The following is a 20,456-nucleotide window of genomic DNA, read 5'->3' on the forward strand; positions in this document are numbered from 1 at the left end:
CACCCCTTGAAACCAAGCTTTTTAGGTAAAGGACTGCAACAGTGACTGACCTGTCCAAGGTGCGCAACATCGGCATCATGGCCCACATCGACGCCGGCAAGACCACGACCACCGAGCGCATCCTCTTCTACACCGGCAAGAACTACAAGATCGGTGAGACCCACGAGGGTTCGGCGACGATGGACTGGATGGAGCAGGAGCAGGAGCGCGGCATCACGATCACGTCGGCCGCGACGACCTGTTTCTGGAAGGACCACCTGATCAACATCATCGACACGCCCGGTCACGTCGACTTCACCGTCGAGGTGGAGCGGTCGCTGCGCGTGCTCGACGGTGCCGTCGCGGTGTTCGACGGCGTGGCGGGTGTCGAGCCGCAGTCCATGACCGTGTGGCGCCAGGCCACCAAGTACGGCGTGCCGCGAATCTGCTATGTCAACAAGCTCGACCGCACGGGCGCGTCGTTCGACCACGTGGTGAAGACCATCCGTGAGCGCCTGAACACCGACCCGGTCCTGCTGCAGATCCCGATCGGCGCCGAGGGCGACTTCATCGGCGTCGTCGACGTCGTGCGCATGCGCGCCCTCACCTGGCGCGGCGAGACCGCGATGGGCGAGGACTACGAGGTCGAGGAGATCCCCGCCGACCTCAAGGAGCTCGCCGAGCAGCGCCACGCCGAGCTCATCGAGCGCATCTCCGACGTCGACGACGAGATCATGGAGAAGTTCCTCGAGGGCGAGGAGCCCACCGTCGAGGAGATCGAGGCGGCGATCCGCAAGGGCGTCATCACCAACGCCTTCACCGCCGTGGTCTGTGGCACCTCGTTCAAGAACAAGGGCGTCCAGCCCCTGCTCGACGCGGTCAACAAGTACCTGCCCTCCCCGCTCGACGTGCCCGCCATCGACGGTTTCAAGCCGGGCGACGAGTCCGTGCAGCTCGAGCGCCACCCGAGCGACGACGAGCCGCTCGCGGCCCTCGCGTTCAAGGTCGCGGCCGACCCGCACCTCGGCAAGCTCACCTACGTGCGCGTCTACTCCGGCGTGCTGCACTCCGGCGAGAACGTCCTCAACCCCGTCACGGGCAAGAAGGAACGAATCGGCAAGATCTACCAGATGCACGCCAACAAGCGTGAGGAGATCGACTCGATCGGCGCCGGCATGATCTGCGCGGTCATGGGCCTCAAGAACACGACTACGGGCGACACCCTCTGCGACCCGCAGAACCCCATCGTCCTCGAGTCGATGACGTTCCCGGCCCCCGTGATCGAGCAGGCCATCGAGCCGAAGACGAAGTCCGACCAGGAGAAGCTGTCGCACGCGATCCAGCGTCTCGCCGAGGAGGACCCGACCTTCCGCGTCCACACCGACGAGGAGACCGGCCAGACGATCATCGCCGGCATGGGCGAGCTCCACCTCGACGTCCTGATCGACCGCATGAAGCGTGAGTTCAAGGTCGAGGCCAACATCGGCAAGCCGCAGGTCGCGTACCGCGAGACCCTCCGCCGCAAGGTCGAGAAGGTCGAGTACACGCACAAGAAGCAGACCGGCGGTTCCGGCCAGTTCGGTCGCGTCATCATCGACCTGGAGCCCCAGGAGCCGGGCGCCGGTTACGAGTTCGTCAACGCCGTCACCGGTGGCCGCATCCCCCGCGAGTACATCCCCGCGGTGGACCAGGGCATCCAGGAGGCCATGCAGTTCGGCGTGCTCGCCGGCTACCCGGTCGAGGACATCAAGGTGACCCTGACCGACGGTGCGTACCACGACGTCGACTCCTCCGAGCTCGCGTTCAAGCTCGCCGGCTCGCAGGCATTCAAGGAGGCGGCCCGCCGCGCGGATCCCGCCATCCTCGAGCCGATGATGGCCGTCGAGGTGACCACGCCCGAGGATTACCTCGGCACCGTCATCGGCGACCTCAACTCGCGCCGTGGCCAGATCCAGTCGATGGACGAGCAGCACGGCAACCGTGTCGTCCGCGCGCTGGTGCCGCTGTCCGAGATGTTCGGCTACGTCGGCGACCTCCGCTCGAAGACCTCGGGCCAGGCGTCGTACTCGATGGAGTTCGACTCCTACGCCGAGACGCCGAAGAACGTCTCCGACGAGATCGTCGCCAAGGCTCGCGGCGGCGCGGAGTGATCCGGCCCTGACGCCAGACTGCGGAAACGCCCCGGAGGGTTCGCCCACCGGGGCGTTACTGCGTCTCGGGCCGTGATCCGGGCACGGGCTCGCGGGGCCGACGATGCGGGCTAGGCTTCGCGGGTGGCCAACGAGATCGTGATGAAGTCCTGGGCAGCGCTCACGAAGGACGAGTTCTTCGAGATCGCACAGTTGCGGTGCGAGGTGTTCTTCGTCGAGCAGCGCGTCGACGTCCAGGACTTCGACGACGCGGACCGGGCCCCGGACACGGTGCATCTCTACATCCGTGACGACCGCGGCGTGGCCGCGTACCTGCGGGTCATCTCGCTGCCGGAACCGGAGTACGGTGCGGCCCGCGCGTTCGGTCGCGTGGCGGTGCGCGCCGACCGCCGTGGCGAGGGGCTGGCCAAGCGTCTGATCGAGCCCGTCATCGCACGGTGGGGGAGCGAGCCGATGGTCCTGCACTCGCAGGCCTACATCACGCCGCTCTACGCGGGCTTCGGGTTCGAGGTGGTGGGCGAACCGTTCGTGGAGGCCGGCATCCCGCACCGCACCATGCTGCGGCGCGGCGCGTGAGCCGGATTGCGCCGGCCCGCTTGGCCGTCGGGGATCGTCCGGTAGACTGAAGCGGCGCCGGGTCGGGCTGGTTTGACTATCTGCCTGCCCTGCACAAGAATAAACGGGTTCCCTGTGTCCAGATCAGGGAGACCCTCAATCCAACGCTGCGCAAGGTGCGTGGCGACACCGAGAAGGAGCCCAAGTGGCAAAGGCCAAGTTTGAGCGGACGAAGCCGCACGTAAACATCGGCACCATTGGACACGTCGACCACGGCAAGACCACTCTGACCGCGGCGATCTCCAAGGTGCTCCACGACAAGTACCCGGATCTGAACGAGGCCTCCCCGTTCGACAAGATCGACAAGGCTCCTGAGGAGCGCCAGCGCGGTATCACCATCTCGATCTCCCACATCGAGTACCAGACCGACAAGCGCCACTACGCTCACGTTGACTGCCCCGGCCACGCCGACTACGTCAAGAACATGATCACCGGTGCCGCTCAGATGGACGGCGCGATCCTCGTCGTCGCCGCCACCGACGGCCCGATGGCGCAGACCCACGAGCACATCCTCCTCGCCCGCCAGGTCGGCGTGCCCGCGATCGTCGTCGCCCTCAACAAGTGCGACATGATCGACGACGAGGATGCCGACCTGATCGACCTCGTCGAGATGGAGCTCCGCGAGATCCTCTCCAACCAGGGCTTCGACGGCGACGAGCTGCCGATCGTCCGCGTTGCTGCTTTCCCGGCGCTGAACGGCGACGAGAAGTGGGCCGGCACCATCCTCGAGCTCATGGACGCGGTGGACGAGTACATCCCCACCCCGGAGCGCGACACCGACAAGCCGTTCCTGATGCCCGTCGAGGACGTCTTCACGATCACCGGTCGTGGCACCGTCATCACCGGCCGCATCGAGCGCGGCATCATCAAGACGGGTGACACCGTCGACATCGTCGGCATCCGCGACGAGAAGCAGACCAGCACCATCACCGGTGTCGAGATGTTCCGCAAGATCCTCGACGAGGGTCGCGCCGGCGAGAACGTCGGCCTGCTGCTCCGTGGCACCAAGAAGGAAGACGTCGAGCGCGGCATGGTCGTCATCAAGCCGGGTTCGACCACCCCGCACACCGACTTCGAGGCCTCGGTCTACGTGCTGAACAAGGAGGAGGGTGGCCGTCACAAGCCGTTCTTCTCCAACTACTCGCCGCAGTTCTACTTCCGCACGACGGACGTGACCGGCGTGGTCCAGCTCCCCGAGGGCACCGACATGGTCATGCCCGGTGACAACACCGAGATGACCGTCCACCTCAACAAGCCGATCGCCATGGAGGAGAACCTCAAGTTCGCCATCCGTGAGGGCGGCCGCACCGTCGGTGCGGGCTCCGTCACCAAGATCCTCAAGTGATCTGATCGCAAGCCTGGAGAGGCCCGCACCGGAGACGGTGCGGGCCTCTTCTTCGTCGTGGGCCCCGCCGTGCCGCGGGGCCCACAAATGTGGTCAGGACTCCTCGCCGTCCGACGACTTGGGGAGGTTGGTCGTCGTCCGCTCCGCCGCGCGTTCCTCCCGCTCGCGCATGTCGTCCGGGTGGGGCCCGGCGTAGCGGCGGTTCAGTTCGTCGCCCTCGGGTGAGCCGGAGTAGAGACGGGCCGTAGCGCTCATCGAGCTGCCCTCTCCGTCGGTGATCTCGACCTTGGGCAGCTCCGTCGTGTCCGGGTTCGTGTCCTCGCGGCGCCGCTCCAGGTTGTCCGACTGGCGCAGGATCCCGGCGATGAGCGCCTCCATGTCCTTGGGCCGGTGGCCGCGGCCGACCTCGCGCGCGGCGGCGCGACGGTCCCGCACCGCCTGGAACCAGCTGCGCCGGTTGTCGACGGCGGTGAACTGCTGGGTCTCGTCTCCCTCCGCGGGCTCCAGCTGGCGCGTCGCGTCCTGGGCCTGCTCCGCCTCCCAGGCGGCCTTGGTCTCCTCGATGAACGCGTCCCGCGCCTGCGGCGGGGGTGCCGGCGTGGGCTCGGGCTCGAGGCGTGCCCGGGGAAGCGCGTAGACGGCCTTGCGCTGCACCCACCCGATGAGCTCCTCACGGACGTAGCAGCGCAGGTCCCAGAGGTCGCCGGACGTGGCGGCGGACACGACGGCCCGGACGCGCACGGGGCCTCCGGTGGCGTCGGTGACCTGCAGCCCCACCTGGCGCCCGTCCCACAGGTCGGAGGCCTTGACGATGCGCTGCAGCTCGATGCGCATGGCCTCGATGGGTACCAGCCAGTCGAGGTCGAACTCGACGGTGCCGAGCAGCTTCGTCTCGCGCCGGGTCCAGTTCTCGAACGTCTTCGAGATGAACACCGTCGACGGGACCAGCCACTGGCGCCCGTCCCAGCTCGCGACGACGACGTAGGTCAGGGTGATCTCCTCGACCGTGCCCCAGTTGCCGTCGACGATCACCAGGTCGCCCACCCGCAGGGCGTCGGTGAAGGCGATCTGGATGCCGGCGAACATGTTGGCGAGCGAGGACTGCGCCGCGAGGCCCGCGACGATCGACAGCAGGCCCGCGGACGCCAGCAGCGACGCCCCGACCGCGCGGAACTGCTCGAAGGTCAGCAGGGCGGCGGAGATCGCCACCACCCACACGAGCGCGACACCGACCCGGCTGATCACCTGCGTCTGGGTGCGGACCCGACGGGCGTGCGGGGTCTCCTCCACGTCGGACCGACGGGCGACCACGATGTTCTCGAACGCATTGATCACGCCGGTGACGAGGTAGGCGCCGGACAGGATGAGGGCGATCACGAACCCCTGCGTGAAGCTCGGCCGCCAGGCCACCTCGGGCGCGGGTCGCGGCCAGCCCGTCGCCACCAGTATCCCGAGGCCGGTGCCGAGGACGATCAGGAGCACCCGGCCAGGCACCTTCAGGTGGGAGCTGAATGGCCTGAGGTGGGGCCGCCGCCTCACCAGCACCCGGGTCAGCACCCCCAGCAGGATGGCCAGCACCGCGCCCGCCGCGAACCCGAAGGCCGCGTGCATGACGAGCGAGATCAGGTCAAGGGCTGCTTCGGTGGTCTCCTCCATGGCGTCCCTTTCGCTCGGTGTCGGTCTACTGGCCGCGCTTCTGGACCGCGGCCCACTCGTCGCGGAGTCCCACCGTCCGGTGGAAGAGCAGCGGCTGGTCGAGGTCGGCGGCGAAGTAGCCGATCCGCTCGAACTGCACCACCTCGCCGGGAGCGGCGTCCGCGAGCGCCGGCTCCGCCTTCCCGCCGGGCACGATCGTGCGGGACTCCGGGTTCAGGTCGTCAAGCGCCTCGCCGGTCGCGGCGCCGGGCGCCTCGGCGGTGAAGAGCCGCTCGTACAGCGCGACCGTGATGTCCACCGCATGGGGCCGCGAGACCCAGTGCATCGTCGACTTCACCTTCCGGCCGTCGGGGGAGTTGCCGCCCTTCGACGCCGGGTCGTACGTGGCGAGGACCTCGACGACCCGACCCTCGTCGTCCTTCACGACGTCGGTGGCGGTGACGAAGTAGGCGCCGCGGAGCCGGACCTCCTTGCCCGGGGAGAGCCGGAAGTACTTGGGCGGCGGCACCTCCATGAAGTCGTCGCGCTCGATCCACAGCTCACCGGTGAAGGGGGCGCTACGCGTGCCGTCGGCCTCGTCCTCGGGGTTGTTGACCAGCTCGAAGTGCTCGACGACCGGGCTCCCGTCCGCGTTCCGCGGCCAGTTGGTCAGCGTGAGCTTGAGCGGGTGCGTGACGGCCATGCGGCGCTGGGCGGTGGCGTTGAGGTCACGCCGGACGTAGCTCTCCAGCTCCTCGATGGCCTTGCGCGAGTTGACCCGGGTGATGCCCACCTCCTTGCAGAAGGCGCGGATCGCGGAAGCGGGGTAGCCCCGTCGACGGAGTCCGCGCAGCGTCGGCATGCGGGGATCGTCCCAGCCGTCGACGACCCCGTCGTGGACGAGCTTCGCGAGGCGCCGCTTGCTGGTCACCGTGTGGGTGAGTTCCAGGCGGGCGAACTCGATCTGCCGCGGGGCCTGGTCGACCTCGAGCTGCTCGAGGAACCAGTCGTACAGGGGTCTGTGCGACTCGAACTCCAGGGAGCACAGCGAGTGGGTGACGCCCTCGATCGCGTCGGACTGCCCGTGCGCCCAGTCGTAGGTTGGGTAGATCGGCCAGTCCATGTCGGTCTGGTGGTGCGGGACCTTGCGGATGCGGTACATCAGCGGGTCGCGCATCTGCATGTTCTCGTGGGCCATGTCGATCTTGGCGCGCAGCACCCGCGAACCGTCGGGGAACTCACCCGCCCGCATCCGGCGGAACAGGTCCAGGTTCTCGTCGACGGTCCTGTCGCGGTAGGGGCTCTCGACGCCCGGCTGCGTGAAGCTGCCGCGACCGACCGAGATCTCCTCGGGGCTCTGGTCGTCGACGTAGGCGAGGCCCTTGCGGACCAGGAGCTCGGCCCAGTCGTAGAGCTGCTGGAAGTAGCCGGAGGCGAACCGCACGTCGGCGGGCTCGTAGCCGAGCCAGCGGATGTCCTCGATGATCGCCTGCACGAAGTCGTCGTCCTCGGCCTCCGGATTGGTGTCGTCGAGACGCACCATGCAGATGCCCGCGAAGTCCTCGGCGACGGAGAAGTCGGTGACGATCGCCTTGGCGTGGCCGATGTGGAGGAACCCGTTGGGTTCGGGCGGGAACCGAGTCTGCACACGCGCGCCGTAGCGTCCGGAGGTGTTGTCCTGCCTTACGGCTTCGTAGAGGTAGTTGGTGGGCAGCTCAGTCATAGGAGAGAGCATATCCAGCCCGCTGCGGTCACCGCTCAACCCAGCATGCCGAGGAGCCACCCCACGAGCCAGACGGTGCCCACCACCATCAGCAGGAGGGTGACGGCGATCACCGCTCCGCCCACGATCCAGTAGCGGACGCTCGCCTCCCGCACCTGTCCGCGGTTCTCGATCGTGCGGTTCAGGAGCCTGAGGTTGCGGCGGTTGGCCCGGAACGCGATGTCGCCCAGGAACCCGAGGCCTGGCACCATCCCGATCAGCCAGTCGAGGACGTAGTTGAGGCCCATCCGGGCCAGGACCGGCGCCGGCATCCGCAGCCGCATGGCGTCGACGAGCATCACGGCGCCGAACAGCGTGCCGACCGTCGATCCGGCCCCGGGAACGAGGCTCAGCAGGGGGTCGATCCCGAACCGGATGCGCGTGCCGGGGACGCCGGTCATGTCGTCGAGCAGCTTGGTCATCAGGCGCGTCAGCTGCGCGGGCTGCTGCGGCGGCTGCTGGCGGAGCAGTTCGCGGGCCGCTTCCGCGTCGTCATGTTGCCTCACCGTCCAAGCATGCATGCGGAAGGGTTCGCGCACTAGCCTGAGGCGCATGCGATCCCCCGTGCCCGAGTACCTCGACGAGGTCCTGCGCCAGTGTGCCGACGACGACGAGGGCGCGCTCGCCGACTACATCCCGGAACTGGCGGCGGTCGACCCCGACCGCCTCGCGGTGGCGCTGTGCATGCCCGACGGGCAGTTGTACGGGGCGGGTGACGTGGATGCGCTGTTCACGATCCAGTCGATCTCCAAGCCCTTCGTGTACGCGTTGGCCCTCATGCGCCACGGGCTCGACGGCATGGAGCGCTTCGTCGGCGTCGAGCCCTCCGGCGACCCCTTCAACGAGATCTCGCTCGAGGCCTCGGGCCGGCCACGCAACCCGATGGTCAACATCGGCGCGATCACCACCCACGCCCTGGCGGGGGAGGAGGGCGCGGCGAAGGAGGACCTCTTCGAGGAGATCCGACGGGGGCTGGGCCGGTTCGCGGGGCGCGAGCTCGCCGTGGACGAGCGGGTGTTCGAGTCCGAACGCGCCACGGCCCACCGCAACCTGGCGCTGGCGCACCTGGTGCGCAGCTACGACGTGTTCTCCGCGGACCCGCGGGACGTGGTGTGGGGATACACGCGGCAGTGCGCGGTACAGGTGGACGTGCGGGACCTGGCCGTGATGGCCATGACGCTGGCGTCGGGCGGTACCAACCCGCTCACCGGTGACCAGGTGGTTCCCCGCTGGGTCGCGCGGCAGGTCCTCAGCGTCATGAGTACCTGCGGCATGTACGACGTGGCGGGGGACTGGATGACCGACGTGGGCATGCCCGCCAAGTCTGGCGTGGGAGGCGGCATCATGGCGGCACTGCCCGGGTTCGTCGGCGCGGCCACGCTCTCGCCCAGGCTCGACCGCACCGGGACCAGCGTGCGCGGGGTGCGCATCTTCGAGAAGCTGTCGCGCGAGATGGGCATGCACATGATGGAGACGCCCGCGACTGCGACGCAGGTGCTGCGGCGCACCGACGAGGTGTCGCTCGCGGGCGGCGCGGCGCACCGGCTGCAGCTGCAGGGGCCCCTGCACTTCGGCAGCACCGAGCGGCTGCTGCGGCGGATGCAGGAGGTGCCAACCGACCGCGAGGTGGTCGTGGTGGACCTGGGGCACGTCACCTCGGTCAACGACGTCGCCCGGCGGATGCTGCTGGAGGGGCTCCGACGGCTCGGTGCCGACGGGCACGAGGTGGTGCTGGTGGACCCGAACTCGGCGCTGCCCGGACGTCACGCCGAGGACGTCGCGGCGTCCGTCGTGGACGAGTTGCCGCTGCGCTGAACCGTCGCGGTCCGGATAGGCTGGGCCCACTATGACTGATGCCCCGATGCCTGCCCGCACCCGAGTCGCGCCCTCGCCCACCGGCGACCCCCACGTCGGCACCGCCTTCATGGCGCTGTTCGACAAGGCCTGGGCCGAGAAGACCGGGGGCGCGTTCGTGCTCCGCATCGAGGACACGGACCAGGCACGACTCGTCGCCGGCAGCGAGCAGCAGATCTACGACTCGCTCGAGTGGCTCGGGCTGCAGCCCGACGAGGGGCCCCACGTCGGGGGTGACCACGGGCCGTACCGCCAGTCGGAGCGGCTGGACACCTACCGCCCGTACGTGGAGCAGCTGATCGCCGACGGGCACGCCTACTACTGCTGGTGCACCGCCGAGCGGCTGAAGGAGATGCGCGACGCGCAGGCCGCCAGCAAGCAGGCCGACACCGGTTACGACCGGCTGTGCCTCGGCAAGACCCGCGAGGAGCGGGCCCAGTTGCCCGGCTTCTCGGACGCCCCGGTCGTGCGCATGCTCATCCCCGACGACGTGCCGCTCACCTTCAACGACATCATCCGTGGTGAGGTGAAGGCGCCGCGGCCCGACGACCAGGTCATCCTCAAGACCGACGGGTTCCCGACGTACCACCTGGCGGTCGTCGTCGACGACCACCTCATGGGCATCAACACCGTGGTGCGCGGCGAGGAGTGGATCTCCTCGACGCCGAAGCACGTGCTGCTCTACCAGTGGCTCGGCTGGGAACCGCCGGCGTTCGCCCACATGCCGCTCCTGCGCAACACCGACAAGTCGAAGATCTCCAAGCGGAAGAACCCCGCCGCGAGGCTCCTCTGGTTCAGGGAACAGGGCTACCTGCCGGAGGCGGTGCGCAACTTCCTCCAGTTGCTGGGCTACGCCGGCGACGACGAGCAGGAGGTGAAGTCCTTCGAGCAGTTCGTGGCGGAGTTCGACTGGGCCAAGGTCAACACCGTCGGACCGATCTTCGACCTGAAGAAGCTCGACTGGTTGAACGGCCACTACATCCGCACCCTGTCCGTCGACGAGCTCACCGACCGCATCGCCCGGTACGCCCGCGAGTCGGGGCAGTGGGAGCCGACGATGGACGTCGAGATCCTGCGCAAGGCGGTACCGATCATCCAGGAGCGGCTCGTGCTGCTGAAGGACGCACTGCCGCAACTCGACTACCTCTTCGCGGAGCGCGTGGAGGTCGCCGACGACGCGCGCGCTTCCCTCGCGGACAACGCGGCCGAAGTGCTGGACGCCGCGATCGAGGTGGCCCAAGAGGTTCCGTTCGAGGCCGACGCCATTCAGGCCGGGCTGAGGGAGCGGATCGTCGACGCGATGGGCATCAAGCCCAAGTTCGCCTTCGCGCCCGTCCGGGTGGCGCTGTCGGGCCGCAAGGTCTCGCCGCCGCTGTTCGAGTCGATGGAGATCCTCGGCCGCGAGGCGTCGGTGGCGAGGCTGCGGGCCCTGCGCGACAGCCTCTGAGGCCTGGCGTCTCTGGCTGATCATCCGATAGGTCGACATGCACGTGCTCGTGGTACCCGACTCGTTCAAGGGTTCGCTGTCCGCCGCCGAGGTGTGCGGCCTCGTCGGTGAGGCGTTCGTCGCCCGGGGTGCCACGACGCGCCTCATCCCAGTCGCCGACGGGGGAGAGGGCACCGTCGACGCCATGCTCCTGGCCGCAGGCGGGGAGCGACGCGTCGACACCGTCCAGGGCCCCTACGGGCAGCCCCTCGACGCCGCCCGCGCGATCCTGCCCGACGGCACGGCCCTCGTCGAACTGGCCCAGGCCGCGGGGCTGACGCTCGTGGGGGAGGACCGGCGCGCCGGCGACACCACCACCTACGGCGTGGGGGAGCAGATCCGCGCTGCAGCGGCCGAAGGGGCCCGGCGGATCATCGTCGGCATCGGCGGCTCGGCGACGAACGACGGGGGCTGCGGCGCCGCGGCCGCCTGCGGCGTGCGCTTCCTGGACGATGAGGCCAACGAGTTCGTGCCGGTGGGCCGCACGCTCACCGACGTGGCGGTCATCGACCTCGCCGGCCTCGACCCGGCCGTCGCCGCGGCGGAGATCGTGGTGATGTGCGACGTGGACAACCCGCTGACCGGCGAGCACGGCGCGGCCGCCGTGTTCGGGCCCCAGAAGGGGGCCGACCCCGAGACGGTCGCGCAACTGGATGCCGGTCTGCGCCATCTGGCGGAGGTCGTGCGGCGCGACGTGCACGTGGACGTGGAAGGTCTGGACGGGGCTGGCGCCGCAGGCGGGATGGGCGGTGGACTCGTCGCGTTCCTCGGCGGCACGCTGCGGCGCGGGATCGACGTCGTACTGGACGCCGTACGCTTCGAGGAGCAGCTGGCGGGCGCGGACGCCGTCGTCACGGGCGAGGGCTCGTTCGACTCGCAGTCGCTGCGCGGCAAGGTCGTCCACGGCATCGCCGCCCGGGCGCAACCGGCCGGTGTGCCGGTGCACGTGCTGGCCGGCCGGGTCGACGAGGGCGTGCTCGAGGCGGCGCGAACCGTCGGTGTCGCGAGCGCCACGGCGATCACACCGCCCGGAGTGCCCATCGAGCAGGCGATCGCCGAAGCACGCACCAACCTCGCCCGGGCCGCCGCGGCGCTGGCGGAACGGCTCGTCTAGTCCGGCTCGATCGCCAAAGTCTCCACCGCCGAGGGCATGTAGTGGAGGGCCATCCCATCGAGGATGCGTCCGAGCTGGGCCACCGCCGCCCGACGCTCGCCGTCGCTCGTCGCCGCGCGGGCGAGCCGCGCCACCTTCGCGGCGCGCCTGGCGTCGTCGCGCCGGTCGTCGGGGAGATGGTGGATTCCCACGGCGTCGGCGTGGGCCTTGGCGACCTCGAAGCTGACCTCGAGCCGTGAGGCGAGCGCCTCCAATTGCGGCAGCGGTAGGTCCTCGGCAACGTCGTCGGCCTCGACGAGGACCGACAGGAAGCGCGCGGTCAGCGGCTCGCTGCCGTCGAACAGAGCCGGATGGTCGATGCGAGCGAGGAGGTCGAGCTTCAGGGCGCCGTACTCGGCGCGGACGTCGGCGATCCGGGCCAGCACCCTTTCACGGTGCGGCTTCGCCTCCAGCGCCTCGGGGTGCGCACCCGCCAGACGCTGAGTGGCGTACTCCACGACATTGGTGCTGTCCAGGGGCAGCTGCTCGAGCGAGCGGACCTCGACCGGCCCGAACCGCGGCGTCAGCAGCAGGACCAGCGGGTACAGGAGCGTGGCGATCGCCCCGGCCGTCTCACCGTCCGCGCCGAGCGCCGCCACGCCCTGCCCGATCAGGTACCAGAGCAGGACGGTGAACAGGAAGCGGAGCCATCGCGCCCAGGCGGGCTGCCGCCACATCGGCATCGCAACGACGTCGAGCCCGTCCTCGGCGGGGAGGACCGACGAGAGGTGGGCCGAAGGCCAGCGCACCCGCCACTTCACCAGATGGGGCCGGCGGGTGTCGACGGTGCTGATGGTGCTCCAAGTGAGGCTCTTCGCCGTGTAGGTCCGGAACTTCATGAGCACCCCGGTGCCGTCGTCGCGGATGGCGAGGGCAGCCTCGTTCTTCAGCGAGCCCAGCGTTCGGCGCGTGTTGAGACGGTGCCAGTAGGTCAGCATGTCAGGCGCCCGTCCCCGACCGCCGCCACGGGAGCGCCTTGGGCCGTCGGCCCTCCAGCAGTTCCGTCGCCTCACCCGGGGTGGGCAGGTAGTAGAGCATCAGGGAGTCCAGGATCTCGTTGGCCTTGGCGAGAGCCGTCCGGCGTTCTGCCTCCGTGGTGGCCGGGTTCCTGGCGAGCAGCAACGACTTCGCCGCCACGGCTGCGGGCTTCCTCGCCGTCGCCGGTAGATGCGTCAGCCCGACTCGCTCGGCGTGCGCGCGTGCCGTGTCGAAGGCGACGCGCAGGTCCGCCGCCAGCGTCTGGCGCTGGTCGGGACGGAGCCGGGCGCGGTCCTCGTCCCAGCGAACCATCAGTTCGGCGAATTCCCGCGTGGTCGGCACGGATGGATCGAAGAGCGCCGCGTTCTCGATGCGGTAGACCACGTCGGACAGTAGTCGGCCGTACTCGGTCTTCACATCCTCCGCGAGGCTGAGCCCGGCGCGCTCGTCCTGGTCGGGCCGGACGAGGCCGCGGAGGTCGTGCGCGACGCCGTCGACCTCGTAGGCGTGTCGCGCCTGCGGCAGCGCGAAGAACGCGATGAAGACACCGACCAAGGTGCCGAAGAGCATCATCAGGACGGGCACGTCCGGATCCTCGTAATGCGCATACATCGTCAGAGCGACGCCGAGGGCCGCGATGGAGGCGAGTTCGGCCAGGAACCAGCCGCTCCACCGGGCCAGCACCCTGCCCTCGGGCAGGGCGAAGACCGACCTCGGGCGCCCGTTGCGGGCAGCGATGGCGACGTCACCCAGTTCGGATCTCCGTCTCAGCAACTTGTACCGGCGTGGCCAGTGCAGGCGGTTGCTGTACGCCAGCGCGTGGTCGTCCGCGATGTCGATGAGCGCCTGCTCGCCGTCGTCGTAGGTCACGACGTAGGCGCCTCGGAGGTCGGCCGCCGGGGTGTGGAAGCTGACGGCGCGCAGGGACGGGAGTCCCTCGCCGCTCCGCGCGTCAGCCACGACCGTGCGGCGTGTGCCAGTTCTCGAGGTCGGGGCCCTTCGGCACGATGCTGAGCGGGTTCAGGTCCGTGTGCACGACGTAGTAGTGGGCCTTGATCTGCTCGAAGTCGGTGTTGTTGCCGAAGCCGGGGGTCTGGAAGAGGTCGCGCGCGTAGCCCCATAGGTTGGGCATCTCGGAGAGCTTCTGACGGTTGCACTTGAAGTGGCCGTGGTAGACGGCGTCGAAGCGGGCCAGGGTGGTGAACAGCCGCACGTCCGCCTCGGTGATCGCGTCGCCCATCAGGTAGCGCCGCTCGCCCAGCCGCTCCTCGAGCCAGTCCATCGCCGTCCACAGCCGGTCGTAGGCCTCGTCGTAGGCCTCCTGAGAGCCCGCGAAGCCGCAGCGGTACACGCCGTTGTTGACCTCGGTGTAGACCCTCTCCATGACGGTCTCCATCTCCTCGCGGAGGTCGTCGGGCCACAGGTTCGGGGCGTCGGGCTTGTGGTGCTCGCGCCACTGGAAGAAGAAGTCCTCGGTGATCTGGGCGAAGTCGTTGGTGACCACCTCGCCGGTGGCGATCTCCACGATCGCCGGGACCGTGATGCCGCGGGGGTAGCCCGGGAACCGCTTCTCGTACGCGTCCTTGAGCCGCGGGATCCTCAGCACGGGATCGACCCCGTCCTCGTCGAGGTCGAACGTCCACGAGTCCTGGTCGTGGGTGGGCCCGGGCTTGCCGAGGGAGATGACGTCCTCCAGGCCGAGCAGCTCGCGCACGATGATGCTCCTGTTGGCCCAGGGGCACGCCATCGCCGCGATCAGTCGGTACCGGCCCGGCTCGACCGGGTAGTCGTCCGTCCCCTCGCGGGGCTCGGCCATGATCCGAGTGGTGATGTAGCGGGAGTCCCGCTCGAACGCCTTGCCCTTGGCCGAGTAGACGCCGGGGGTGCCGTGTTCGGGGTTTTCCATGGGTTGAGCCTATCCACTGGTAGCAAGGTCGCGGCGGGTTTCGCCGACCCCTCCGCGTGGGGGATCATGGATGAGGGCGAACGGAAGGAGTGCGACGTGCGAGCAGCGCCGGCGGTGGTGGCCTGTCTCGCGCTCGCCGCTTGCGCGGCGACTCCCGGACCCGCACCGGCTCCGGGCACCACGGTGCCGGTAACGGAGCGCCCCTCGGCATCGGCGGCCCCCAGCGACGTGCCCAGCCCGACCGGTTCACCCAGCCCGTCGCCCACCGCCGAGCCCTCGGTCCGCGTCCAGTTGCTCGGGACGCTCGCCGTGACGCCGGGCGGCCCGCCGTCGCTCCAGGCCGCCGCGGGCGCCCAAGTGACCACGCATCCCGGGGACGCGCTCCAGATCACCGTCACCCTCGCCGATGACCCGATCCCGACGAGGCTCGAACTGCGGCTCACGCCCGGCGCCCAAGAAGTCACCGTCAACGGCGGGGTGGCAGTCATCGGCACCCTCCCGGACGGGGTCCTCGCCGCGGTGCCGGAGCCCGAAGTGCTCGACGAGGACGACCAGCCCGTGGCCTCCGCGCTCAGCGCGCGCGACGGATCGCTCCTGCTGATGGTGACGCCGGAGGAACGCCATGCGGGCGCGATCACCGCCGAACTGTGGGTGGGCCGCCAGGTCATCGACGAGGTCACCGTGGGAGCCGAACGCGACCAGCCCATGTACGCCATCGCGCGGACGCCGTTCGGGCACGCGCTCCTCGGCGGCGGTCTCGGCAGTCCCGGTGCCCGGGAACTGTTCGAACAGCTCGGCTGGCGCCAGGCCGTCGCCCTGCAGCCCGCGCTGTCCTCACCGGACTCGCTGAAGCAGCAGTTCGACTGCCATGTCCTGGGCGCACCCCGCAAACAGAGTTGGAATCTCGAGGCCTTCAGGCTCGACCACCCTGACTGGATGCGCGGCGCCCTCGAGCACCGCTGCAATTGGGAGGCGGAACACGTTCCGGTCCCCACGGCAACGCCGGGCAGTCCCTCGCCCAGCGCCTCGGAGTCCGGCTAGCGTCAGATTCGGCCGAGGTCGGTGCGCTTCTCGGCCTGGAACTCGTCCTCCTTGCGGCCCAGCGCCCAATAGCCCGAGATCGACAGGCGATCGGCGGCGACGGCGTGCTTGCGGAAGACCGCGCGGAGCGACTTCATCGCACCCCGCTCGCCGTGGGCGAAGACGTCCACGTCGCCCAGGTCGCCCCAGGGCAGCGACCGCACCTCCTCAGCCAACCGCTCCTCACGGTAGGGCGCGTCGCCGCGGACCAGCCACCGCACCTCGACCCCCTCGGGCGCCTGGAGTTCGACGGTGTGCTCGCCCACCTCGATCAGCGCCAGTCCGCGGGCCGCGACCGGCAACGCGGCCAGGCCCGCCTCTATCGCGGGGATGGCCGACTCGTCCCCGACGAAGAGGTGCCAGTCGGCGTCGGGGGAGGGGGCCCACTTGCCGCCCGGGCCGCGCGCGATCACCCGGTCCCCGGGGCTGCAGGCGGTGGCCCAGGGGGCCGCGAGCCCCTCGTCGCCGTGGACGACGAAGTCGAGGTCGAGCTCCCGCGTGACGGGGTCGAAGCGCCGCACCGTGTAGGTGCGCGTCGTCGGCCGCTCCGGGATGTCGTCGAGGATCGGGCCCCGCTCGTCGAAGAGCAGCTTCACGTACGCGTCGGTGAATCCGTTCGGGGTGAAGTCGGGGGCGCTGAACGTCACGCGCACCATCGTCGGGTTCAGCCAGCGGCTCCCTAGCACGGTGAGCATCGTCAGCGGTTTGCCGCGGCGGCCTTCGGTGGTGGGTTCGGACATGGTTCGCTCCTCGTCGCTTCGTCGCGGCCAACGCTACCCAACGTCTGCGAAGGTGACGGTCGCGAATCGTGTCCCGTGACGGCACCCCCGTGGTGGACTGTGTGTCCTGACGTCAGGGGGCAATCATGGAAGATCGTGTGCGCGACGCCACCGACTCCGAACTGAACGCGAAGCTGGACGCCGAACGTCTCCGACGGGTGGCCTCGGCGGTGGACCAGCCCGCGGAGGTCATCACGGCCCGCATCGACGAACTCGACCGCACCTGGGACGTCGAGCGGGTGCTCGAGGCCAACGCGTCGACGCTCATGCTGATCGGCGTCACCCTGGGACGGCTCCACTCACGGAGGTGGCTGTGGTTGGCGACGGTGGTGCCGGCGTTCCTCCTGCAGCATGCCATCCAGGGCTGGTGCCCGCCCCTTCCGCTGATCCGCCGGTTCGGTGTCCGGACCCGGACGGAGATCGACGTCGAGCGCACCGCGCTCAAGGTGCTGCGCGGCGACTTCAAGCCGCTGCGCGCCGACGGCGGGGACTCCGAGCGTTCGGCGCAATTGGCGATCGACATGGCGGAGCGCAGGCACGCGCAGGGTTCCGACCGCTAGACTGGGCCCGCGCAGCGTTGCGCCGTGTCCCCCCGGCCTCCCGGGCGGGAGTTCGATTTGGTCTGCGCGTCGGATCGTGCCAAGATAGTCAGGTTGCTCCGCGGGGCGGTGTTGGCGTGCGTCGTTGATCCCCCTGCAGTCGAGGTCGGGACGAACCAGTGTTTGGATGGCCTCTCGGAATAGTCGGGAGGCGGCTCCAAGCCGGGCCAAAAGTCACGACACCCCCGTCCGCGGGGGCCGGTGCGACAAGGGGTTTTACCCCACTGGAACTCCAGTTAAATAGGGACGAGAAGAAGGAACAACTGTGGCGGGACAAAAGATCCGCATCCGGCTGCGGGCGTATGACCACGAGGTCATCGACAGCTCGGCGCGCAAGATCGTCGATACTGTGACTCGCACCGGTGCCAAGGTGGCTGGCCCCGTGCCGCTGCCCACCGAGAAGAACGTGTTCTGTGTTATTCGTTCGCCCCACAAGTACAAGGACAGCCGCGAGCACTTCGAGATGCGGACGCACAAGCGACTCATCGACATCCTCGATCCCACCCCGAAGACGGTGGACTCGCTCATGCGCCTTGATCTTCCTGCGGGCGTCGACATCGAGATCAAGCTTCCGTGAGGTCTGTGAGCATGAGTGAACGAATCGTTAAGGGCATCCTGGGCACCAAGCTCGGCATGACCCAGCTTTGGGACGAGAACAACCGCATCGTCCCCGTGACCGTCATCCAGGCGGGTCCCTGCGTCGTGACGCAGGTTCGCACCCCCGAGACCGACGGCTACTCCGCAGTCCAGCTGGGCTTCGGCGCCGTCAAGGCCAAGAAGGTCACCAAGCCGGAGGCCGGGCACTTCGCCAAGGCCGACGTCACCCCCCGCAAGCACCTCGTGGAGCTGCGCACCGCCAACGCCTCCGAGTTCACCCTCGGGCAGGAGCTGAGCGCCGATGTCTTCGCCGGGGGCGAGGTCGTCGACGTGACCGGCACCACCAAGGGCAAGGGCACCGCGGGCGTCATGAAGCGTCACGGCTTCCACGGTCTCCGGGCCTCGCACGGTGTGCACCGCAAGCACCGTTCGCCCGGTTCGATCGGTGGCTGCTCGACGCCCGGTCGCGTGTTCAAGGGCCTCCGTATGGCCGGCCGCATGGGTAACGACAAGGTAACCGTCCAGAACCTCAAGGTTCACGCCGTGGACGCCGAGCGCGGCCTGCTGCTGGTGCGCGGCGCGATCCCCGGCAACAAGGGCTCGCTCGTCGTGGTGCGCAGCGCGGCCAAGAAGGGTGACGCAGCATGAGCGACAAGACCGTCGACGTCCTCGACGCGCAGGGCAAGAAGGCCGGCACCGCCGAGCTGCCCGAGGCGCTGTTCGACGTCCAGACCAACATCCCCCTGATCCACCAGGTGGTCGTGGCCCAGCTTGCGGCCGCCCGCCAGGGCACGCACGCGACCAAGACCCGCGGCGACGTGCGCGGCGGTGGCATCAAGCCGTGGCGCCAGAAGGGCACCGGCCGCGCCCGCCACGGCTCGCGTCGTTCGCCCATTTGGTCCGGCGGTGGCGTGGCCCACGGCCCGCAGCCCCGCGACTACTCGCAGCGCACCCCCAAGAAGATGGTCGCCGCCGCTCTTCGTGGCGCGCTGTCCGATCGGGCGCGCGACGGTCAGGTGTTCGTCATCAAGGAGGTCGTCTCCGGCGACACCCCGTCGACCAAGTCGGCGCTCTCCGCGCTCGCCGCGTTCGGTGATCTGCAGAAGGTGCTCGTCGTGCTCGATCGCTTCGAGGACGTCGCTTGGCTGAGCCTGCGCAACGCCGCCGACGTCCACGCCCTGGCCGTCGACCAGCTCAACACCTACGACGTGCTGGTCAACGACAAGGTCGTGTTCACCGAGGCCGCGCTGGCCGCGTTCGTCGCCGGGCCGGCGACGGGCAAGTCCGTCAAGGCCGTCGCGACCGAGTCCGAGGCCGCGGCCGTCGAGGACGCCGACAACAACGCTGAGGAGAAGGACAAGTGACCGGGCTGAAGATCCGCGACCACCGCGACGTCATCCTGCGCCCCGTCGTGAGCGAGAAGAGCTACAACCTGCTCGACGAGAACAAGTACACGTTCATCGTCGCTCCCGACGCGAACAAGACCGAGATCAAGATCGCCATCGAGGAGATCTTCGACGTCAAGGTCCTCTCCGTGAACACGGCGAACCGTCAGGGCAAGACCCGCCGCACCCGCTACGGCACCGGCAAGAAGGCCGACACCAAGCGTGCGATCGTGACGCTCGCCGAGGGCGACCGCATCGACATCTTCGGCCCGACCGAGTGATACGGCGTCGAGGAAGGAACTGAACTTTCATGGCTATTCGCAAGTACAAGCCGACCACGCCCGGCCGTCGCGGCTCCAGCGTGTCGGACTTCGCCGAGATCACTCGCTCCACCCCTGAGAAGTCGCTCCTGGTCGCCAAGACCAAGACGGGTGGCCGCAACAACACCGGTCGCATCACCACGCGGCACATCGGTGGCGGTCACAAGCAGGCCTACCGCCTGATCGACTTCAAGCGCTACGACAAGGACGGCGTGCCGGCGAAGGTCGCTCACATCGAGTACGACCCGAACCGCACCGCCCGCATCGCGCTGCTGCACTACGCCGACGGCGAGAAGCGCTACATCATCGCGCCGAACAACCTGAAGCAGGGCACCGTCATCACCAGCGGTGAGGGTGCCGACATCAAGCCGGGCAACAACCTCGAACTGCGCCAGATCCCCGTCGGCACCGTGGTGCACGCCGTGGAGCTCCGCCCCGGCGGCGGCGCCAAGCTGGGTCGTTCCGCCGGAGCCTCCATCCAGCTGGTTGCCCGCGAGGGCAAGTACGCCACCCTGCGCATGCCCTCGGGCGAGATGCGCATGGTCGACGTCCGCTGCCGCGCCTCCATCGGCGCCGTCGGCAACGCCGAGCAGGCGAACATCAACTGGGGCAAGGCCGGCCGCAACCGCTGGAAGGGTATCCGCCCGACGGTCCGCGGTGTCGTGATGAACCCGGTCGACCACCCGCACGGTGGTGGCGAGGGTCGCACGTCCGGTGGTCGTCACCCCGTGTCGCCCTGGGGTAAGCCCGAGGGACGCACCCGCAGCAAGAACAAGGCGAGCAATCGTCTCATTGTTCGTCGTCGCAAGTCCGGCAAGAAGCGCTAAAGGGAG

General features: G+C 69.1%; 20 protein-coding genes. 13 read left to right on the forward strand and 7 right to left on the reverse strand.

Going from position 1 to position 20,456, the window contains the following annotated elements; all coding sequences use genetic code 11:
- The first annotated feature begins 77 nt into the window (after positions 1–77).
- From fusA to tuf, 3 genes are all read left to right on the forward strand, one after another.
- The gene (fusA, locus tag BLR46_RS08880; RefSeq protein WP_093251859.1) at positions 78–2,129 is read left to right on the forward strand and encodes an elongation factor G; all 2,052 of its coding nucleotides are present in this window, start codon (positions 78–80) and stop codon (positions 2,127–2,129) included.
- A gap of 123 nt (positions 2,130–2,252) precedes the next feature.
- Positions 2,253–2,705 carry a GNAT family N-acetyltransferase gene (locus BLR46_RS08885; protein ID WP_218118409.1) on the forward strand — a complete coding sequence of 151 codons (453 nt, stop codon included), beginning with the start codon at positions 2,253–2,255 and terminating at the stop codon, positions 2,703–2,705.
- A 184-nt stretch (positions 2,706–2,889) separates the two neighbouring features.
- Positions 2,890–4,089, forward strand: coding sequence for an elongation factor Tu (gene tuf / locus BLR46_RS08890; protein WP_093251176.1), 1,200 nt, complete (start codon positions 2,890–2,892; stop codon positions 4,087–4,089).
- A gap of 93 nt (positions 4,090–4,182) precedes the next feature.
- Here the strand turns inward: tuf and BLR46_RS08895 are convergent, their stop codons facing one another.
- From BLR46_RS08895 to BLR46_RS08905, 3 genes are read right to left on the reverse strand one after another with little or no spacing between them, the layout of a single operon-like run.
- The gene (locus BLR46_RS08895) at positions 4,183–5,745 is read right to left on the reverse strand and encodes a mechanosensitive ion channel family protein (RefSeq protein ID WP_093251179.1); all 1,563 of its coding nucleotides are present in this window, start codon (positions 5,743–5,745) and stop codon (positions 4,183–4,185) included.
- A 25-nt stretch (positions 5,746–5,770) separates the two neighbouring features.
- Positions 5,771–7,447 carry a glutamine--tRNA ligase/YqeY domain fusion protein gene (locus tag BLR46_RS08900; protein WP_245701620.1) on the reverse strand — a complete coding sequence of 559 codons (1,677 nt, stop codon included), beginning with the start codon at positions 7,445–7,447 and terminating at the stop codon, positions 5,771–5,773.
- Between the two features lie 35 nt (positions 7,448–7,482).
- On the reverse strand, positions 7,483–7,992 hold the full coding sequence (locus tag BLR46_RS08905; protein ID WP_176761721.1) for a DUF4112 domain-containing protein: 510 nt from the start codon (positions 7,990–7,992) through the stop codon (positions 7,483–7,485).
- A gap of 46 nt (positions 7,993–8,038) precedes the next feature.
- Between BLR46_RS08905 and BLR46_RS08910 the strand changes: the two genes are divergently transcribed.
- From BLR46_RS08910 to BLR46_RS08920, 3 genes are read left to right on the forward strand one after another with little or no spacing between them, the layout of a single operon-like run.
- The gene (locus tag BLR46_RS08910) at positions 8,039–9,301 is read left to right on the forward strand and encodes a glutaminase (protein WP_093251185.1); all 1,263 of its coding nucleotides are present in this window, start codon (positions 8,039–8,041) and stop codon (positions 9,299–9,301) included.
- Between the two features lie 31 nt (positions 9,302–9,332).
- Entirely contained in the window at positions 9,333–10,787 is a 1,455-nt protein-coding gene (gltX, locus tag BLR46_RS08915; RefSeq protein WP_093251186.1) for a glutamate--tRNA ligase, read from the forward strand.
- A gap of 37 nt (positions 10,788–10,824) precedes the next feature.
- Positions 10,825–11,940 (forward strand): glycerate kinase, encoded by a 1,116-nt coding sequence (locus BLR46_RS08920; protein ID WP_093251187.1) that lies wholly within the window; start codon positions 10,825–10,827, stop codon positions 11,938–11,940.
- Here BLR46_RS08920 and BLR46_RS08925 read toward each other — a convergent pair.
- Genes BLR46_RS08925 through BLR46_RS08935 form a run of 3 tightly spaced genes read right to left on the reverse strand, consistent with a single transcriptional unit; the run spans position 11,937 to position 14,863 of the window.
- Positions 11,937–12,917 (reverse strand): hypothetical protein, encoded by a 981-nt coding sequence (locus BLR46_RS08925; RefSeq protein WP_093251188.1) that lies wholly within the window; start codon positions 12,915–12,917, stop codon positions 11,937–11,939. The two genes, BLR46_RS08920 and BLR46_RS08925, sit on opposite strands and share 4 nt — an antisense overlap.
- A gap of 1 nt (position 12,918) precedes the next feature.
- The gene (locus tag BLR46_RS08930) at positions 12,919–13,917 is read right to left on the reverse strand and encodes a hypothetical protein (RefSeq protein WP_093251190.1); all 999 of its coding nucleotides are present in this window, start codon (positions 13,915–13,917) and stop codon (positions 12,919–12,921) included.
- On the reverse strand, positions 13,910–14,863 hold the full coding sequence (locus BLR46_RS08935; RefSeq protein ID WP_093251191.1) for a glutathione S-transferase family protein: 954 nt from the start codon (positions 14,861–14,863) through the stop codon (positions 13,910–13,912). The genes BLR46_RS08930 and BLR46_RS08935 overlap by 8 nt, the downstream gene beginning before the upstream one ends.
- Positions 14,864–14,959: 96 nt before the next feature.
- Between BLR46_RS08935 and BLR46_RS08940 the strand changes: the two genes are divergently transcribed.
- Positions 14,960–15,904: a DUF2599 domain-containing protein gene (locus tag BLR46_RS08940; RefSeq protein ID WP_143008258.1), complete on the forward strand. Its 945-nt coding sequence runs from the start codon at positions 14,960–14,962 to the stop codon at positions 15,902–15,904.
- Positions 15,905–15,906: 2 nt separating this feature from the next.
- On the opposite strand, the gene BLR46_RS08945 is transcribed toward BLR46_RS08940, so the two are convergent.
- The gene (locus BLR46_RS08945) at positions 15,907–16,683 is read right to left on the reverse strand and encodes a siderophore-interacting protein (RefSeq protein ID WP_093251195.1); all 777 of its coding nucleotides are present in this window, start codon (positions 16,681–16,683) and stop codon (positions 15,907–15,909) included.
- A gap of 125 nt (positions 16,684–16,808) precedes the next feature.
- Between BLR46_RS08945 and BLR46_RS08950 the strand changes: the two genes are divergently transcribed.
- From BLR46_RS08950 to rplB, 6 genes are all read left to right on the forward strand, one after another.
- A complete protein-coding gene (locus BLR46_RS08950; RefSeq protein WP_093251196.1) occupies positions 16,809–17,282 on the forward strand; it encodes a YgaP family membrane protein in 474 nt (157 codons plus the stop codon).
- A 304-nt stretch (positions 17,283–17,586) separates the two neighbouring features.
- A complete protein-coding gene (rpsJ, locus tag BLR46_RS08955; RefSeq protein WP_015071250.1) occupies positions 17,587–17,898 on the forward strand; it encodes a 30S ribosomal protein S10 in 312 nt (103 codons plus the stop codon).
- 11 nt (positions 17,899–17,909) lie between these two features.
- Positions 17,910–18,566 carry a 50S ribosomal protein L3 gene (gene rplC / locus BLR46_RS08960; protein WP_093251197.1) on the forward strand — a complete coding sequence of 219 codons (657 nt, stop codon included), beginning with the start codon at positions 17,910–17,912 and terminating at the stop codon, positions 18,564–18,566.
- A complete protein-coding gene (gene rplD, locus BLR46_RS08965; RefSeq protein WP_093251198.1) occupies positions 18,563–19,282 on the forward strand; it encodes a 50S ribosomal protein L4 in 720 nt (239 codons plus the stop codon). Before rplC ends, rplD begins: the two co-directional genes overlap by 4 nt.
- Positions 19,279–19,584 (forward strand): 50S ribosomal protein L23, encoded by a 306-nt coding sequence (gene rplW / locus BLR46_RS08970; RefSeq protein WP_176761722.1) that lies wholly within the window; start codon positions 19,279–19,281, stop codon positions 19,582–19,584. The genes rplD and rplW overlap by 4 nt, the downstream gene beginning before the upstream one ends.
- A 29-nt stretch (positions 19,585–19,613) precedes the next feature.
- Positions 19,614–20,450: a 50S ribosomal protein L2 gene (gene rplB, locus BLR46_RS08975; RefSeq protein ID WP_093251200.1), complete on the forward strand. Its 837-nt coding sequence runs from the start codon at positions 19,614–19,616 to the stop codon at positions 20,448–20,450.
- Positions 20,451–20,456: the final 6 nt, after the last annotated feature.

It is taken from the genome of Tessaracoccus oleiagri, assembly GCF_900103275.1.
GTDB classification, from domain to species: Bacteria; Actinomycetota; Actinomycetes; order Propionibacteriales; family Propionibacteriaceae; genus Arachnia; species Arachnia oleiagri.

What these genes read in the sequence shown, in the direction of transcription:
- BLR46_RS08910 (WP_093251185.1), top strand. Translation starts at nt 8,039, where the DNA reads ATGCGATCCCCCGTGCCCGAGTACCTCGACGAGGTCCTGCGCCAGTGT.
- rplB (WP_093251200.1), top strand. Translation starts at nt 19,614, where the DNA reads ATGGCTATTCGCAAGTACAAGCCGACCACGCCCGGCCGTCGCGGCTCC.
- BLR46_RS08935 (WP_093251191.1), bottom strand. Translation starts at nt 14,863, where the DNA reads ATGGAAAACCCCGAACACGGCACCCCCGGCGTCTACTCGGCCAAGGGC.
- fusA (WP_093251859.1), top strand. Translation starts at nt 78, where the DNA reads ATGGCCCACATCGACGCCGGCAAGACCACGACCACCGAGCGCATCCTC.
- BLR46_RS08950 (WP_093251196.1), top strand. Translation starts at nt 16,809, where the DNA reads ATGGAAGATCGTGTGCGCGACGCCACCGACTCCGAACTGAACGCGAAG.
- BLR46_RS08925 (WP_093251188.1), bottom strand. Translation starts at nt 12,917, where the DNA reads ATGCTGACCTACTGGCACCGTCTCAACACGCGCCGAACGCTGGGCTCG.
- rplC (WP_093251197.1), top strand. Translation starts at nt 17,910, where the DNA reads ATGAGTGAACGAATCGTTAAGGGCATCCTGGGCACCAAGCTCGGCATG.
- BLR46_RS08920 (WP_093251187.1), top strand. Translation starts at nt 10,825, where the DNA reads ATGCACGTGCTCGTGGTACCCGACTCGTTCAAGGGTTCGCTGTCCGCC.
- gltX (WP_093251186.1), top strand. Translation starts at nt 9,333, where the DNA reads ATGACTGATGCCCCGATGCCTGCCCGCACCCGAGTCGCGCCCTCGCCC.
- BLR46_RS08895 (WP_093251179.1), bottom strand. Translation starts at nt 5,745, where the DNA reads ATGGAGGAGACCACCGAAGCAGCCCTTGACCTGATCTCGCTCGTCATG.
- BLR46_RS08945 (WP_093251195.1), bottom strand. Translation starts at nt 16,683, where the DNA reads ATGTCCGAACCCACCACCGAAGGCCGCCGCGGCAAACCGCTGACGATG.
- BLR46_RS08900 (WP_245701620.1), bottom strand. Translation starts at nt 7,447, where the DNA reads ATGACTGAGCTGCCCACCAACTACCTCTACGAAGCCGTAAGGCAGGAC.
- rplD (WP_093251198.1), top strand. Translation starts at nt 18,563, where the DNA reads ATGAGCGACAAGACCGTCGACGTCCTCGACGCGCAGGGCAAGAAGGCC.